This window comes from Leptospira fluminis, from assembly GCF_004771275.1.
GTDB classification, from domain to species: Bacteria; Spirochaetota; Leptospiria; order Leptospirales; family Leptospiraceae; genus Leptospira_B; species Leptospira_B fluminis.
The window spans coordinates 451,254-468,545 of the sequence record NZ_RQEV01000003.1; the positions used below are offsets into that span (position 1 = coordinate 451,254).

General features: G+C 47.2%; 14 protein-coding genes. 2 read left to right on the forward strand and 12 right to left on the reverse strand.

All coding sequences use genetic code 11. The annotated features are described in order from the left end of the window. Positions 1-15 precede the first annotated feature (15 nt). The 6 genes from EHO61_RS04000 to EHO61_RS04025 all read right to left on the reverse strand — a co-directional run bounded on the left by EHO61_RS04000 (position 16) and on the right by EHO61_RS04025 (position 9,094). A complete protein-coding gene (locus EHO61_RS04000) occupies positions 16-2,121 on the reverse strand; it encodes a DUF4139 domain-containing protein (RefSeq protein ID WP_135812320.1) in 2,106 nt (701 codons plus the stop codon). A 76-nt stretch (positions 2,122-2,197) separates the two neighbouring features. Next, a complete protein-coding gene (locus EHO61_RS04005) occupies positions 2,198-3,490 on the reverse strand; it encodes a sterol desaturase family protein (protein WP_135812321.1) in 1,293 nt (430 codons plus the stop codon). Between the two features lie 132 nt (positions 3,491-3,622). Continuing rightward, positions 3,623-5,161 (reverse strand): OmpP1/FadL family transporter, encoded by a 1,539-nt coding sequence (locus tag EHO61_RS04010; RefSeq protein ID WP_135812322.1) that lies wholly within the window; start codon positions 5,159-5,161, stop codon positions 3,623-3,625. 271 nt (positions 5,162-5,432) lie between these two features. Next, positions 5,433-7,385: a chloride channel protein gene (locus tag EHO61_RS04015; protein ID WP_135812323.1), complete on the reverse strand. Its 1,953-nt coding sequence runs from the start codon at positions 7,383-7,385 to the stop codon at positions 5,433-5,435. A 24-nt stretch (positions 7,386-7,409) separates the two neighbouring features. Beyond that, positions 7,410-8,195 (reverse strand): hypothetical protein, encoded by a 786-nt coding sequence (locus EHO61_RS04020; RefSeq protein ID WP_135812324.1) that lies wholly within the window; start codon positions 8,193-8,195, stop codon positions 7,410-7,412. Further along, positions 8,192-9,094 (reverse strand): CPBP family intramembrane glutamic endopeptidase, encoded by a 903-nt coding sequence (locus EHO61_RS04025; RefSeq protein WP_246031997.1) that lies wholly within the window; start codon positions 9,092-9,094, stop codon positions 8,192-8,194. The genes EHO61_RS04020 and EHO61_RS04025 overlap by 4 nt, the downstream gene beginning before the upstream one ends. A gap of 103 nt (positions 9,095-9,197) precedes the next feature. Here EHO61_RS04025 and EHO61_RS04030 point away from each other — a divergent pair, with 103 nt between their 5' ends. Further along, positions 9,198-10,073, forward strand: coding sequence for a LysM peptidoglycan-binding domain-containing M23 family metallopeptidase (locus EHO61_RS04030; RefSeq protein ID WP_425460328.1), 876 nt, complete (start codon positions 9,198-9,200; stop codon positions 10,071-10,073). Then, positions 10,073-11,170: an SMP-30/gluconolactonase/LRE family protein gene (locus EHO61_RS04035; protein ID WP_135812326.1), complete on the forward strand. Its 1,098-nt coding sequence runs from the start codon at positions 10,073-10,075 to the stop codon at positions 11,168-11,170. Before EHO61_RS04030 ends, EHO61_RS04035 begins: the two co-directional genes overlap by 1 nt. A gap of 22 nt (positions 11,171-11,192) precedes the next feature. On the opposite strand, the gene EHO61_RS04040 is transcribed toward EHO61_RS04035, so the two are convergent. The 6 genes from EHO61_RS04040 to EHO61_RS04065 are packed head-to-tail and all read right to left on the reverse strand — an operon-like array spanning position 11,193 to position 17,178. Next, positions 11,193-12,878: an NADPH-dependent assimilatory sulfite reductase hemoprotein subunit gene (locus EHO61_RS04040; protein ID WP_135812327.1), complete on the reverse strand. Its 1,686-nt coding sequence runs from the start codon at positions 12,876-12,878 to the stop codon at positions 11,193-11,195. 28 nt (positions 12,879-12,906) lie between these two features. Continuing rightward, on the reverse strand, positions 12,907-13,503 hold the full coding sequence (locus EHO61_RS04045) for a precorrin-2 dehydrogenase/sirohydrochlorin ferrochelatase family protein (protein ID WP_135812328.1): 597 nt from the start codon (positions 13,501-13,503) through the stop codon (positions 12,907-12,909). Next, positions 13,500-14,279 (reverse strand): uroporphyrinogen-III C-methyltransferase, encoded by a 780-nt coding sequence (gene cobA / locus EHO61_RS04050; RefSeq protein WP_135812329.1) that lies wholly within the window; start codon positions 14,277-14,279, stop codon positions 13,500-13,502. Before cobA ends, EHO61_RS04045 begins: the two co-directional genes overlap by 4 nt. Positions 14,280-14,303: 24 nt before the next feature. Further along, positions 14,304-15,542, reverse strand: a complete 1,239-nt coding sequence (locus EHO61_RS04055) for a sulfate adenylyltransferase subunit 1 (protein ID WP_135812330.1) — start codon at positions 15,540-15,542, stop codon at positions 14,304-14,306. Beyond that, a complete protein-coding gene (gene cysD / locus EHO61_RS04060; protein ID WP_135812331.1) occupies positions 15,542-16,450 on the reverse strand; it encodes a sulfate adenylyltransferase subunit CysD in 909 nt (302 codons plus the stop codon). Before cysD ends, EHO61_RS04055 begins: the two co-directional genes overlap by 1 nt. After that, positions 16,447-17,178: a phosphoadenylyl-sulfate reductase gene (locus tag EHO61_RS04065; RefSeq protein WP_135812332.1), complete on the reverse strand. Its 732-nt coding sequence runs from the start codon at positions 17,176-17,178 to the stop codon at positions 16,447-16,449. Before EHO61_RS04065 ends, cysD begins: the two co-directional genes overlap by 4 nt. Positions 17,179-17,292: the final 114 nt, after the last annotated feature.

Here is a 17,292-nt window from a genome sequence, read left to right on the forward strand (position 1 = left end):
TTCCCTTATCCTCTCTTAATAAGATCCGGTTCCGGAAGAGTCTCTTAAAACGTTGTTTGCGGGGTAAGAAATCGTGTATTCGAATTCGATTTTCTTGGAAGAACCTGCCGGAATCTCCGCTTCGTACGTTAAGATGCCGTCCTCCGTTTTTTCCGGTTTTTCGGGACCTAAATTCCAGCGGATTTCCACACTGTCGTCCACCGTGTACGGTATTCTATCTATCAGTCGGAACAGAATTTTCCGTTTCTTATTATTTTTGATCGAAATTCCGATCCGATGACGGATCGTTTTTTTCCTGGAAATGAGCCCGGACTTATCCTCGAATTTTTCTTCCCGGCGGATGATTTTTACGTCCCGATCCGGACCCAACTCCATTCTGATTTTTTCCCCCGGTTTCAAGGTCGATACGGAAGTAGTGCCGAGTAAATTCTCGCCGGAATAAATTTCCAGCGGACCGGAAAGCAACGGCTCCCTTTCCTGATTCGTGGATACTACGGTCAAATAAGCCTCCTCTCCGGTCAAAGGAGAGGATTCGTAAGTAGGAACGACGGGAACCGTCCTTTTGCGCAAAAAGACCCGATTCAGAGTCTTGTCAGAGGGAACGATCTCCTTCGATTGGGATATATAACGAAAATCGAATCCTTCGGAGGATAAACCCGGAGCAATCAGGCTGTAAGCGTATTTCCTATCCGAATTCAATTGGGAAGACCGGTTTAATAAAATCTGAACCTGGGATTCTATCTCCTTCAATTCCTTACGGGAGCTTTCCCGTAAGCCGGAAAAACGCCTAAGTGCTTCCTTTCCGTATCGAATGGAATCCTCGTACGAACCCTGGTCGAAAAAAGTCTTTTGGTTGGCCAAGTCTCCTCTGAGTTGGCCCATATTTTCCTCTACTTGTAGGGAATTGGATTGCCCCTTGAAATTCCCTTCGATAATCATACGGGATTTTTCCAACGGATTCTCGTTTTGAGTATACGAATCTTCCGATTTGAAATCATCCGCTTTAGCCTGGCTAGTCGCAGGGCGATATACTTTTTTTCTAGCCTCTTTTGCCATGACCGGTGCTGCAGCAGGAGGTCCGGAGGCGGATTTCTTAGCTCGGCTATAATCTATATCCCTATCTTCAGCGCCGGAATATTCTTTTTCTTCCGCGACAATCACACGGGAAGTGATCCTCAATTCCCGATAATCGGGAAGATCCAAATCCTGGTTCGGATTTGCAGTGGAGAATTCCAACCGTACCCCGTTCCAATCCTCCCCGGTTTCGTTCCGAACGAGAGCGTACCATCCTAGCTCCGCTTCGTTTCCGTTCGGTTTCAAATCCAGAGTATAGCGGGGATACCAAATGGCGCCTCGAATCAGATATTTGTATTCGAGTTTATAAGTTCCACCCGTTTCTACCTCGGCCTCCAAGCGAATTTCCTTTCGTCGGAGAACATCACCTTGGGCCAAATGATCCAACTTGGCGTTAACGATATAAAACTCCTCGCGAATCCGATCCAATTCCTCTAATTTAGATAAGCGTAATTTAGTATTCTCTTCCGATAGATCCGAAAACGTCTTTCGAAATCCCGATAACGATTCCGGATCCACTTTTTCGACGACGCCTTCCTCTTCCCTCAACACCGGCCTGATGGATTTAAAACTCGTCTCCCAATCTAGAAGCTCCTGAACTTCTCTCGATTTCGTCGAAAGAGAAAGAAGCAACGACTCCTTTCTCTTGGATAATTCTTCCGTCTCTTTCGATTTAAATTTCCGAGTCACTTTTTCCAGAACCCGAATGCCCCGAATTTTAAATTTTTTCCCCGCATCTGAAAAGGAAACGGAAACGCTTTTATCTAGAATATTATACGGAACTTCGCCCAGGCTAATTTCAGAAGAACCTACGGGAAGCTTGAATTCCGCGACTCGAGTCGTATATGCGAAATCCGAGTATAACAAAACCGAATGAACCCGGGGTGTTCCTAGATAAGAAATCGCTTTAGAAGAATCGGACCCTTCCGTAATTGCGGTAGGGGTCTCATCCTCGGACTCCTGTGAAATTACGGATCCGGGAGAAGAGAAAAACCCTAAGAGGATGCAGAAGGTCGAAAAGCACCTGAGAAAAGGCCGAAAAGACATAGGCTCAATAGATAAGCCCGAATTTCCCTCTTCGTCAATTTATTTTCAACCGGATCAAAAAGGGACCTTGGACCCTCTATGCCGCCTTTGCGGAATATCCTTTGACGCTGAAAAACCTTTTTTGGGAAAGGAGAAACGCACCCAAAACCAAAAAGGATATGATCGCAGTCGCTTTCATTAGATTCGGAAGAGAGGCGATGATCTCCGGAGCAAGCACCGCTTTCAATTTTTCCACACTTGTAAAGTCGAAAGGATACACGTAAGTCAATGCGGCTATGGATGCCAGACGAACCAGTTCCAGAACGATTCCGGACGTTTTCAGTTCGAAAATCGTTCCGATATTCCGGAGCGTCCAAAGTACGTAAAAACCTAAAACGATCATTTCGACGAGAGGAAGTTCCTTCTTAAATTCGATATAGATCATGGAAGCGCCCATAGCGAACAGGAATTGGAGAATCGTGTAGACGGTCAAAGTAACCGGGATCTCGGTATCGAACTTTCTATAAGTTTTTCGATCGATTTCAGGAGGAATCACGCTCTCCCCTAGATCCCTCGGTTTCCAGCCGGGAGCTCGAAACCAAACGGTAAGGGAGTCTCTCCAAGATTTCGTTTTCCAAGACAATTCAAATAACTCCCTAAAATAATCGAACTGTGCTCGCACCGGATTCCACGTAGTCATGGGCTTTACGATTCCGAAAATCGGTTCCTCTTCCTCCTCCCGAAATGTGCCGAAGAGTCTGTCCCAAATGATGAACGTGCCGGCATAATTTTTATCTATGTATTTCGGATCTCTACCATGGTGGACTCTGTGATGAGAAGGAGTGTTCCATAACCATTCGAACCAACCTAGCTTAGGTATGAGACGAGTGTGAATCCAGAACTGGTATGCGAAATTAATCTGGATGACCATGACGAACATAAAAGGGGAAAAACCGAGCACGGCCAAAGGAAGATAAAACGGGAGAGAGAACGTATTCTGCAGGACTCCTTGTCTCAAGGCGACGGTGAAATTATAATCTTCGCTTTGGTGATGAGCCACGTGCGAAGCCCAGAAGACGTTAATTTCGTGGGCAAACCTATGATACCAATAATAAAAGAAATCCGCCAATGCATAGCAGACGATCCAAGCTAGCCAAGACGAATCGGATAGCGTAAGAAGCCGGCACTTTTCATAAACCCAAGCATAGATCCCGACCAATCCGACCGTAATAAATACCGTAAAGACCTGCATATACACGCCGGCCGAAAGGTTGTTCACTGAATCTTTATATCTATAGAACGGCTTTTTAGCTGCAAGAACCCAAAAAAGCTCCGCAAACGTTAAAACAAAAAATGCAGGAGTGATTAATTCTATGATATTCTTTTCCATTTGTCTTTTCCTCTTTCGACTTTCGATGTAACGATCGGTCGGTCAAGAAAAAGAAATCGGGATAATCGGATATCCCGAAGTAAAGATTCGATAACGTACGTTATCTGAAGACCAGGAAAGTACCTTTCGGTATTAAAAGAAGAAACTCACGGAGAAGTTCAGGGACACGATTCCTCCACCGTAATGGTAATTGGGATTTTGAGTCGTGGGAATGTATTTGTCCACTTCCACCCATCTTAATTTTTGGTACATCAATCCTACATCGAAGATGACAGGATTCTTTAACCTATCTTTCAAAAACTTGAAATTGCGACCGCTTAATGCGTAAGAAAGTCCCAAAGAGTAGATCATCCTATCGTTATCCATCCAGTTATTCGTGCCCGCGTAATGCGGCACCGGAGTAGGACGGCGTCCGATACCGCCTCTTGCCTTTAACGTGGGTGTTACCACTACTTCCGTACCGAATCGAACGTCCGTGGTATCATGAAAATTCAGCGGATCCGAATATTTAGCCTTGATCCTCGAATCATGCAAAAGACTCCATAGCTCCCGATTCACATCCAAATTCAAGAGCACTCTTTTGAATGGACGGAAACCGACCCCGTAGGACCAAACCCTCGGGTTGTATTGATCGAAAAGAGCCAGATCGAAATCCAATTGAATTCCTAATAGGGTAGTCTGGGCTCTCGCAGGAATGGGATCCGCAGACAGATAGGTTTCCCTTTTATAAGATGCTCCTAAGCTGAATTTTCCGTACGTGAATTGAAGTCCGTAGGTTGGATTGATCAAGGGTTTGAGAGTCAAAACCACTTGCGAATTCGCTTGGACAGGATCGGGAGAAATCGGAACATCCTTTAAAAGAATCGCTCCGGATCCTCCTGCTAAAGCCGTAAAGCCCACTCCCGCAAAAAGGCGATCCTTCCACAATTCCACCCCGACCCCGCCCATAATCGTAGGTCTTTCGTTGCTCGTTCCGGATTGAAGGTATCTCGGCACTGTCGGGTTTTGATCGTTCACCACCATCAAGTTTCCGCCGGCAGGAAGAATCGCGTTTAAACCGAAACGAATAGTACGACCTATATCGAAAATCTCGTTCAAGTTCATCGAGAATCCCAATCCGACGAAACTATCGTGGGGTTTTTTGATATCATTATCCGTAGGGGCGTTCGTACGGATCGTAGGATTCGCGTAATTCATGATCAAAGCGACTTCATGAAAATTTCGCGCAGGACGAAGAAGCGGCCTATAAACGAACAATCCGTCCTTAAGATTGTACCAGCCTCGTTTGTACCAAGGGCCCGTTAAACTGGGATCGTCTTTTGCAGGTTCCGTGGAAAGAATCGGACCTTCCGGAGGAGTTTTTCCGTCCTTATTGGCGTCTGTGGCGGCAGTAGCTTCCTTTTCTTTGTCCGCTTGGTCCATCTTCCCGACAAAGAGGTCCGCTTCGTTCAAGCGTCCTAAACCCGCAACGTTGTAAAATACCGCGGACGAATTGTTTACCGTTGCGGTTACCGCTCCGGCCATCCCCGTAGCGGCGGGGTGAGCTCCGTAAATATCCCCGTAGCTCCCGGCTCGGATTTCGGAAAGCCCTCCTCCGACAAGGCAATACAATATCGTAAAAGATGCCCCCGAAAGATAGGGAATCTTTCTTTTCATTGGAATGTTTCGCATGTTCCCTTCCTGATCAATCAGCTTCCAATCTATCTACAATAGATAGATGTTTCTAATTTCTTTATTACACATCAGTTATTTTTTAAAAATTATTCCGTATCTTAATGCTCAGGGCGAAAATGTCCAGTACAATTGAAAAAACAGGGTGGTGTCGATTTTTATCAAAAATAATCGATTTATAAAGAAAAAATCAGATAAACAGAGTTTTTTGTAAAAGAATGAACGCTACAATATGTACATTCTAACCCAAAATTGGCCAAGAAGAAAACAATTATCCGATGGAGCGATTTTTTTGAGGAACAGTGGCTTCAAAATATACTTTCATAAGTTCCGCATACCGAAGGTATCCCAGAAACTCTTTCCCTTCCGTTGTAGTAACGGCAATCTTATCCAAATCGAATTCTAAAAGCAGCTTTAAGACACTTGCAAGACTTTGGTCCAGGGAAGCGGCAGGCACCGCGGAATCCGCCACGTCCCCGACCGTGATTAGATTCGTCGCGAATTCCCGACTTTCGGGAGAATGCCTGATTTTTCTTAAGGAAAGGATTCCTAGGTATTTTTCCTTCTCGTTCAAAACGACGTAATCGCTCGCTTGGATCTTCATGGATTCCTTCTCCAATTCGGATAACAAAACGGAAGAACGAACTACCGCGATATTCCTAAGAAGAGAGGATATCTGTTCTACGGTGATTCCTTCCAGTACGTCCCTATTCATGTCCCAATAATGAGCGGGTGACTGGAAGCGATTCTCTTTCTGGTTCCTGTACAAGGTCAATTTGTGGGACATGACGAAGGAAATGATCGAAACGACCATTAAAGGAGGCAGTAGGGAATAACTCCCGATAATTTCGCAGATCATTACCATCCCGGCGATCGGCGCACTGGCTATTCCCGCGTAAAACGCCCCCATTCCGACGAGAATAAAAGAGGAAACGGAGACGGAAGTGGATAGGGCCATTTTCGTCACAGTTCCGACGGCACCTCCTAACATTCCGCCGATAAAAAGCGCCGGTCCGAACATACCTGCCGAGCCCCCCGTTCCGATCGTAAAGGAAGTCGTAAGAATCTTCAGAAAAGCGAATCCGAAAAAGAATAGCACCAACAAGAGATTTCTCTTTACGGCGAACTCCTTTTGAAGATTCGTCGTGGACAATATTCCGTCTTCCTGCAATCCGATAGCGTCAGGTATTTTATCAATCCCTAATGTATCTAAGACGTTCGGAATATAAGCCTCGAAAATCTGCTTTCCGTCCAGCGCGTCCTGTAAAACTCCCGCTCCCGTTCCGATCACTTCTGGAAGAAAAAATCCGATCAACCCAACGGGAATTCCTCCTATCGCGGGCTTCAGCCAGTCGGGAATTTTCCAACCGACGGCCCAATCCTGGATTTTTCGGAAAATATGAATGAACAAGGATCCGTTCAAAAAACAGAGGATTCCGAGGACCGCGTAAAAAAACAGTTCCGGATATTCCTCGAACCCGATCTCAGGCACCCGATAAACGGAACCGAAACCGTTGAGACCTGAATAGGTTAGGTACGCGGTTACCGAGGAGATAATGCAGGGAATCAAGGAATCGCTTTCTATATCCTCCCGATAAATCATCTCTACTGCGGTCAAAGCTCCCCCCAGAGGCGCATGAAAAATTGCACCGAGACCTCCTGCAGTTCCCGCTAAAAGCAAGGTTCTCCTCGCCCTGGCTCCGGCGCCGGTAATCGTCGCGACCAGGGAGCCGAAACCGGCCCCGATTTGGGAGATGGGTCCCTCTTTTCCGCCGCTTCCTCCGGAAGAAAGAGTGAAAATAGTCGAGATCGATTTTACGAAAGGAACTCTGGCTTCCATTTTTCCTTCCTTATTATGAAAGGAATCGATCATGGAATCCGTTCCCGTTCCGGCGGAATCTTTGGAAAAACGGGTTACGATCCAGCCGGTAACCAGCCCGCCTACTACCGGTAAAAAAAGCAAAACCCAACGGCCGACTCTTAGGTTCGGATCAGGATTTAAATCTACGTAATATTCTCCGTTCGGGTGCGTATTATTCATACCTGCGAAGGTATACAACATTAGGAATTCGCCCCATGCCAAGGCGCGGGAAAATGCAAACGCTCCCAGGCCCGAGACGATCCCCGTCAAGAGGCAGTACAGATACAGGGATCTTCGTCCCCCGATTTTTAAAAAGGAGCGTAGTCGTTCGATTCGTTCGAATCTAGCATTCGATTCCGTCATTGCTTAGAACCTCGAACTTCGACTTTAAAAACTTTTGGAGACGTTAAGCTCCAGGATTCGATTGTGCGAATACGTATCCTGCCAGGCCCCGACAAGGCGATACAATCGGGGAACGATCAACAATCCTAAGAACACTCCCGCTCCCGGAGATTGCAAAACGTTCCCAGAAGGAGTAGGTTTGCCAAGTAAGGTGTCCATCGCGGAATGGGAATGGATCGTAGTGGAGGCATAGTAATAACCGATTCCGGCCAACAACAAATCGGCCATAATATATCCGAACATTCCTCTTAACGTGTCCGAGGAAGTATATACCGGAGAAGCCTTCGAATTGTAGTACACCGAGGCAGCGGGTTCCAATAAAGCCAATCCTCCGGAAATCATATATCTTTTTTCCGAGACGGCACCGACTGCGGGCCCTTGCGAGGATTCCGGAGATGTTTGCCCGTTGACAACCTGTCTCCGGGTCAATTCCTCATATAGAAAATCCCGAAAGGCCTTTTCGGCCCCTCGTTTAGGCGATTCCACACGAATCAAACTTAGTTTTTCACGCTTCGAAAAACCTAATACGTAAACATCCACCGAGATCGGAGAGTACCAACGCGAGGTGTAACGATATGCGAAGCCTTTCGTGTTTTTATTGGAAATGATACGATCGTAGGTCAGTTTATTCAAAGCCGCAATGATTTTGAGATCGTTGTCGGTAGGGTCACCCTCCAGTTCAAAAGCTTCTCCGGCGATGAGGGATTCGCCTCCCCAAAAGAGTAGGATCGCAAAAAGAAAAGAGAAAATCCGGCTTGTTCCGCAGTTCATCCTACCACTCGGTCTCCCAAAAAAAATGCGGCTATCAACATGGAACTGTTGTAGGTGATGTGAGCGGTAATGGGAACCCAAATATTTTCGGTTTTTAAATAGGATAATCCGAAATAAAGGCCCACGAAAATCAAAAGTAACGGACCTACCCAAGAGCCCTTCGGGTTATAATGCACCAATCCGAAAAGCACGGAAGTCAGTACTAAACCGAGCCGCTCCATTCCTCTTCCCGCAAATTGTTTGAGTAAGAAACCGCGAAAAAAAGTCTCCTCCACAAACCCCGCTCCGAAACTTACACCGAGCAAAGCCCAGGTTAACAAGGCCCAATTTCCTTGCAGATTTTGGGTCAACGCAACTTCCAGCGGATTGGATTGAGGCTTTCCTATAAAAAAGAAGATCAGCCCTCCCGCGACATTTACAAAGCAGAAGGTGGCGACTCCGACGGATACTCCTATCCCGAAGGAACCTCCGTCGAACTGATCCCCGAAGTCCGCTCGGTCCGCCTTGGCGAGTCTGGCGAGAATGAAGTACGCGGGTAATAGAAAGCAGAAGGCCCAAACGAACCTGTCAACGACAAGAAGCCAGGGTCTTTTCGTGACCACGAATTCGGTATAATCCTTGAGAGCCTTCTCCGCGGAAGCGGGTTCGTTCCAAGCGATCTTTCTGTCTTCCGGTTGACTACCGGGAAAAGGCGTTTTGGAAGCCTTGTTTTTTTCGTAAGCAGGCGGTTTAGCGGAAAGAGTTAATTCGATTTGAATCTTGGCAATCTGTTGGTAGAGAAGGTTCGCAACCAACAAAACCAAAACCTGAAGGAGCAAAATCTTTCCGACCTCGCTCCAAAAACCGCGGGTTCCGGGTTGCTTTTCGATTTCTTCCATACGCGGAGCCGCGCCCATCATTTTCCTCCGATTTTTTGCGTCATTGTTTTTTTAAACCTACCGATTCTTATAATGCGTGTCCTTCTTCGAAAAACTTACTAAACCGGCATTTTATTCCGTACTACTGTTCCTGTTATATTCAGCCGAACCCCTTCGGGCGGGATTCGATAAAATGCCGCTAAAAAGTCTGGATTATTCGGATAAAAATCTGTTAAGAGTGAGGGAAGAGGTAAAATACAATCTGCGAGTCTCCGTATCCAATCTCGACCAAAAGAATCTAGTACCTCTTCGATTTCTCGTTTATAAAGTGGGACCTAAGGATAATTTCTTCAAGATCATGGCGAGAACGGGAATGGATCTGGATACGCTCTCTTCCGTGAACCAACTTTCGTCCCCGCAGGATATTTATCCGGGGATGGAGCTTTTGATTCCGAATATGCGCGGCTTTTACGAATCGCAACAGTCTTCCTCCGACGATTCCGAGAGAAAGAAAATTTCCTCCCGACATAAGATTCCGTCCAAATTCCTATATTATGATGACCTAAGAAAAGTCTGGTTCGTTCCCGGAAGAGGTTTGCCAAAAGAAGAGAAGAACTTTTTTTACGGTATGGCATTTTCCGATCCGTTAGCGGAGGAAGGCAGAATCAGTTCCCGCTTCGGCAGAAGAAGGGACCCTTTTACGAAAAAGGATACGTTTCATGGAGGAATCGACTTGGCGGCGGAAAAGGGAACCCCGGTTTATGCTTCGGCGGAAGGCGTGGTTACCTTTGCGGACTCCAAGGGCGGTTACGGAAATCTGGTAGTGCTCAAACATTTGTTGGGTTATGAGACAAGATACGGACATCTAGATAGGATTTTAGTTCCATCCGGTACGAAAGTGAAAAAAGGGCAGCTGATCGGGGAAGTGGGAAAAACGGGAAGAGCAACTGGGTTCCACTTACATTTCGAAGTACTGAGGAATAGCCAGAAGCAGCGTCCGGTATTTAAAGGTCACGTTTGATGATCCGGTCTCTATATCGTAATCCGATCCTTAGAGTTCTCGCCCCCGTCCTTCTTTTCCTCGTCATATTCGCGATCTTGATCCTTGCCGGCTGGAATAAAACGGATCCGGACTTTTATTCCGTCGACTCCCCGATTTCGCAGGGAGAAGACAATGCACTTTTCTTTTCCGAGTCCGTCCATGAAGGAAAGATTTCGGAACCTTTCGGATTGGCCGTCGACTCGAAAGGTCGGGTTTATACAGGCTCTACGGATGGAAACATCTACCGGATCAGAACGGACGGAAAGCAGGAGCTATTCGCAAAAACTTCCGGTCGTCCGTTAGGTCTGATCTTCGACGGAAAAGGAAATCTTGTAGTATGCCTTTCCGGAATCGGCCTGGTTTTTTACGATTCCAAAGGCGACGAAAACGTTTTGGCCCGTACCGATGATAAGGGTAATGAATTAAAGAATCTTTATGGACTAGACATTTCCTCGGACGGAACGGTTTATTTTACGGAACTAAGCCGTAAGTTTTCCTACGAGAATTCCTATCTGGAAGAACTGGAATCGAAACCCAACGGTAGAATTCTTTCCTACAATCCGATGACCCAGTCCGTAAAAACGGTTCTGGATGAAGTATATGCTCCGACAGGAATCTCCTTATCGGTAAAAGAGGACTTTTTGGTTTTTGCCGAGAAGTACAGACACAGAGTCACCCGATTTTGGTTGCGTGGGAAAAAAACTGGAAAAGAGCAATTTTTTATCACTCACTTACCCGGTAGTCCGGCGCTAATCCGTTCCGATAAGGCGGGAACGTTCTGGATCGCACTGTCCTCTCCTAGACACGCTCTGATCGATAAGATCCAGCACAAGCCCGAGTGGAAAAAAGTCCTAGCTTCTTTGCCGAAAATCTATAAACCCAAAGATGGAATCTTATCCTACGCGTTAGGGATGAACGAACAAGGAGATGTGACCTTTGCCTTGACGGACGCGACCTCGGGTCGCGTAGGCTCGACGACTGCCGTCATCGAGTTCGGCAAAGGCCTACTCCTATCCGGAAATTCCTCGGATAAAATTTGGAAATGGAAATTCGAAACCCTCGAATCTTTCTTTTAAAGAATCGAAACGACGTATAGAATCACATCGAACCCAAGAGTTCGCGGATTTTATCCAGTCCGTATCTTTCCACGAAATCTCCGAATCTTTCTCCGGATTTTCCTTCTTTTTTCCAGACTTCGAAGGCTTTCTCCAGCTGGTTCGGAATATCGGCAAACGCGATTTTCTTAGCCACGTATTGGCCTACTTTGGTTCCTTCCGGATTTCCTCCGAAAAAGAGGGAATACTTTCCTCCGGCTTGCTGTCCGACGATTCCGACTTCCGCCGAATACGGTCTTGCGCATCCGTTCGGACAACCGGTCATTCGGAGAATGGGTGCACGATCATTCAGTTGAAGTTTATCAAGGACTTTCTGTATCCCGTCTAAAAGCTGCGGAAAAACCCTTTCCGATTCGGTAAGCGCCAATCCGCAAGTCGGCAAAGCGGGACAAGCCAGAGCCCTATCGTACAGAGGTTTGGGGGAAGCGGGATCTATATTATAATTCCGCAATTTACTTTCCACACTTGCCCGATCTTCCTTTTTGATTCCCATCAAAACCAGGTCCTGGTCCGCGGTAACCTGCACGTCCAAATCGAAGGCGGAAATGATGTCTTTTAACGCGGTTTTAAGCGGCTTTTCCGGAAAGTCTTTGATCCTGCCGGAAAGAGTGTGAAACCCGAGGGAATAAGTTCCGTCTTCCCGTAACGTCCATCCTAGATAAGCAGGCGTTTCCCACTTAGGCAGGAGCTTTTCCTTATCGAATTTCGCATTCGATCTTTTCTCCACCTCGGAACGGAACCATTCCACGCCTTTTTCGGCTAAGACGTATTTGAGTCGCGCGTGCTTTCTGTTGGTACGATCGCCAAAATCCCTATGGGACGTGACGATCGCATCCGCGACCGAGATCAGATCTTTTACGGGGACCCAACCCAATAAGTCGGCGGCTCTAGGATAAGTATCCGCCTTATTATGGGTCATACCCAAGCCGCCGCCGGCGAATACGAAGTATCCGTCGATTTTACCGTCTTTGTCCAGAGTAGCCGCGAAACCCATATCATTCGTATAGATATCGACGGAATTGTTTCCGGCAAGAGTAACGGCGATTTTAAACTTCCTAGGCAGATAGGTTTTTCCGTAGATCGGATCTTCGTCCTCTTCGGAATTGAGCTGCTTTTCCCCAAGCCATACTTCCGCATAAGCCTTGGATTTGTATTTGAAATGGTCTGATAACAATTGAGCGACCGCATCCAACTGGTTCAGATCGGATCTTCCCCACGGATTTAGAGCCTGGGTTACGTTCCTTACGACGTCTCCACAGGCGCCCATAGTGGAAAGGTTGACTTTGTCGACAGCCTGCATGATCGGGCGCAGATCGGTAAGACGGATCGTGTGCATCTGGATGGATTGTCTTGTCGTTAAGCGAAGCGCTCCCCCGGCGAATTTGTCGCCTAATTCGTCCCAGACCAAGTATTGCTTCGCAGTTAATCTCCCGCCCGGAATCCGACCACGGATCATAAAAGAGGTCGGATTTTCTATAAAATCACCTTGCTCGTCTTTTCTCCGATCCCTGTCCTTTTGTTGGTACATCCCGTGAAATTTGATCAACTGCCGATCGTCGTCTCCGAATTCCTCGGCCCCAGCTTCCACTGTAGCTCCGATTTTTCCCCGAAGACCTTGGGAGGCCAATTTGATATGTTCTACTTCGCTGAGTTCCTTTTCTTCTGACATAATAGGGGCTGTCCTTTTATATTAACTTTTATGAATGCTTCAATCTTAGGTATTTCTCTTTAAATTCGCGCAGTAACGAGCGAAGCGCCTCTTTCCGGACTTCCGGATCACCGAGCGATTTCTTTGCCGCCTTTCGGATCTCGAACAAATCTTCGAAATCCCGTTCGTGACCCTCCGGGATCAGTTCCTCTAAAGCGGTTCTTAGTGTTTTTGCTAATCCCGCAAATTCCCCCTGGGTCGAAACGGCGACCCGCAAGGGACCGCGATCGAAATAGGCGGAAGAATAAAAATCGCAAGCGTCCGGATCGTCCGCACAGTTGATCCAAATTCCGAGACGTTTCGCTTCGATTACGAGATCCTGATTGGTCTTTCTATCGTTGGTCGCGGAATAGATCAGCTGGAACCCTACCAGATCCGAAAGTTCGACCTTCTTCTGAAAGAGTCGAACATCGGGTCTTCCTGAAAGAATTTCACGGACCTCGGGTCGAAACGTTTCCGCAACAAGAGTCAATTCGCATCCGCTTTCCAGCAGAGGACCTAATTTTTCGACGGCGACCCGTCCGCCTCCGATCAGGAGAACTTTTTTTCCTTCCAGCTTTAAAAACACGGGAAGAAGTCGGTTCATTCTTCCGTACCGAAAGGAAAGTGACTTTGTCCATCAAGAAGAGAAGGATCCATCTTAGATCGCAATCCTACGACCGCACCTATGTAGATGATTCCCGGACCGGTTCCGTTTTTAGGGACTCCATTTCTTGCAGCGTCGCCGAGAGTGAGTGTAACGATTTTCTGTTCGGATAGACTCGCGTTTTCGACCAAAGCCAACGGTAACTCCGGATCGGCACCGTGGTCGATCAATTGACTCGCGATTTTCTGGATGGAGGAAGTTCCCATAAATAGAGCGATGGTTCCCTTGAATTTCGCGAACCAATTCCAATCCGTATCTTCGTTTAATACCGTGTGCCCGTCCATGATCAGGACCTGTCTCGAAAGACCTCTATGGGTTAGGGGAAATCCCGCTGCAGAGGATCCCCCCGTCAGAGAGCTTACCCCGGGAACGATCTCATAGTCGATTCCGCCGGCACGAAGCGCTTCCAGCTCTTCCCCTCCTCGGCCGAACAAAAAAGGATCCCCTCCTTTCAATCGGACGACGATTTTTCCGGAGGTCGCATATTTTACCAAAAGGTCCTGGATTTCGGTCTGAGTAGCGGAATGTTGCCCGGCACGTTTTCCCACATAATGCGCGATCGCAGTGCGCGGAAAGTATTCCAGGAAAGAAGGATCCAAAAGCGCGTCGTATAAAACCACTTCCGCCTTCTCTAGGATCCGCAGAGCGCGTAAGGTCAGTAGATCCGGATTGCCCGGACCGGCTCCGACCAAATATACTTTTCCGCGCTTTTCCATTCGTTTTTTCTAATCTCCAATTCGCTAAGAACCGGAAATCATTCCGGCTCCGACCGTATTATTCGTTCCTTCATCCACCAGAACGAAACTTCCCGTTCCCCGGTTTTTGGAATACTTGTCGAAGGCGATCGGTTTTGCCGTACGGATCCTAATCCTGCCGATCTCGTTCAGCCCTAACTGCGATACTTCCACTTTTTCATGGGTTTGGGTCTCTATTTTAAAGGAAATCTCACGGACCGCGGATTTAACGGATCCTGTCGTTTGCCGAAGAAGATATTTATTTCCGGGAACCAGCGCTTTCGAATCCATCCAGCATATGTCCGCTTCCAGATCTTGGGAAACGATAGGAGGGGAACCGGAAAGTACGATCATATCTCCACGACCGATATCGATTTCGTCTTCGAGTAATATGGTCACGGACATGGGAGCGAAGGCCTCTTCCACACTTCCTTCGTGCGTATCTATGGATTTGATTCTGGATTTCAGTCCGCTGGGTAAAACCGAAATTTCATCTCCGCGTTTCAATATTCCGCTCCGGATCTGTCCGGCATAGCCACGGTAATCGTGAAACTCCTCGGTTTGAGGGCGGATCACGTATTGAACGGGAAATCTGGCTTCTTGCTTGCTTTCATCCGAATCTATGTCGATTTCCTCCAAATATCCGAGCAAGGTATTTCCTTTCCACCATGGCATTCCTTGTGACGGATCCACCACGTTATCTCCGTTTAGGGCGGAAATAGGAATAAATTCGATTTCTTTAATACCTAATTCCGCCGCGAACCTGAGATATTCCGCTTTGATCTCTTCGAACCTTTTCTGAGAGAATTCCACCAAGTCCATTTTATTGACACAGACGACGATATAAGGAATTCGAAGTAAAGAGACGATATAGGAGTGCCTGTAGGTTTGTTCGATCACTCCTTTTCTGGCATCGACAAGTATGATCGCCAGATCCACGTTGGAAGCGCCAGTCACCATGTTTCGGGTGTATTGAACGTGACCGGGCGCATCCGCAATGATGAATTTCCTTTTAGGAGTGGAGAAATATTTGTACGCGACGTCGATCGTGATTCCCTGCTCTCTTTCCGCCTTCAATCCGTCGGTCAGAAGCGCGAGGTTTACTTGGCCGTTGACTTGACCGGCTCTTTCTATGGCTTCCAATTGGTCCTGAAAAACGGACTTACTGTCGTACAATAACCTTCCTATCAGAGTGGACTTTCCATCGTCCACGCTACCCGCCGTGATGAAACGCAATAGATCCATCAGAAATATCCTCCCCGTTTCCGTTCTTCCATAGCCGCTTCGGATCTCTTATCGTCTAAACGGGATCCGCGTTCCGTCGTTCTGGAGGTCTGTATTTCACGTATAATATCGTCCAAAGAATTTGCCTCGGATTCCACGGCGGCAGTGCAAGTCATGTCGCCCACCGTTCGAAAACGGACGGTCCTTTCCTCCACCTGATCCCCGGAATCCAATGTTATGAATTCCGAAACCGGAAAAATCAGATTTTCTCTCCAGACGATCTCACGCTTATGCGAGAAGTACAGGGAAGGTAATTCGATATTTTCCGCCTTGATGTATTCCCAAACATCCAGTTCCGTCCAGTTACTGATCGGAAACACCCTTACGTTTTCTCCTACGTGGATTTTCCCGTTATAAATGTTCCATAGTTCGGGACGCTGCAGTTTCGGATCCCAACCTCCGAATTCGTCCCTGACAGAAAAAACTCTTTCCTTCGCTCTGGCTTTTTCTTCGTCTCTTCTCGCGCCGCCGATACATGCGTCGAATTTAAATTCCGAAATCGTATCCAGGAGGGTAACGGTTTGGATTCCGTTTCTGCTCGGAAATTTTCCCTTTTCCTCCACAGCCTTTCCTTGATCTATCGAGTCCTGAACGTAACGCACGATCAGTTTTTCCCCGATCTTTTGCGCCAGTCTATCCCGGAAATCCAAGGCCTCTTGGAAATTGTGACCGGTATCTATATGGACCAGGGGAAAAGGGAATCTTCCTGGGCGGAAAGCCTTTAAGGCGAGATGGACTAGCGTGATGGAATCCTTTCCGCCGGAAAATAGCAGCGCCGGACGCTCGAATTGTGCGGCCACTTCCCTTAAAATATAGATCGATTCCGCTTCCAGTTGTTGCAGATGCGATAGGCGAGTACGGGTAGTCATACTTGCGATCCTTTTTTACGAACTAATTTTCCGTCCACCCAATGGAGACCGCATTCCTTTGTGGATTCGTTCTCCCACCACCAGCGCCCCGCTCTGAAATCCTCTCCCGGCATTATGGCTCTCGTACAAGGAGCACAGCCGATGCTCGGGTACCCTTTGTCATGGAGAGGATTGTACGGCACTCCGTTAGCTTCCACATAGGCTTTGGTCTCTTCCCAAGTCCAATCTAGAATAGGATGGAATTTTAATATATTTCTTGCTTGGTCCAGCTCTACTTTCGGTAAGTCCTCGCGCGAACCGGATTGTTCTCCGCGAATCCCGGTGATCCAGAGAGAAGCTCCTTCTAAAGCTCGATTCAAAGGAAGAACCTTACGGATATGACAGCATTCTTTTCGATTCTCGATCGTATCATAAAAAGAATCGGGTCCTTTTTCATTCACGAGTTTCTCCACCGCTTCCGAATCGGGAAAGAAGGTCTGGATTCTTTTCCCATACATTCCGTTGGTGCGCTTGTGGAGCTCGTACGTTTCGCTGAAAAGTCGACCGGTATCTAAGGTAAAAATGCGGATTCCCAGATTTTGGGAATAGATTGCGTGTGTGATCGCCTGGTCTTCCAAGCCGAAGCTGGTCGAAAAAACGGCGGTTCCCGGAAATTCTTTATCGATCCAAGCCAGGGATTCTTCCAATCCCATTCCTTTGATTTGATTTTCCAGCTCCTTCGGATCCATTGAACTTACCCTGCCACTGAATGTACTATGACGGTTTGACTAATATACTGCACAAAAGTTTTATATATTGGATTTTTTGTAAGATATAATCGTTTCTCTGTACCAAGATTCTAG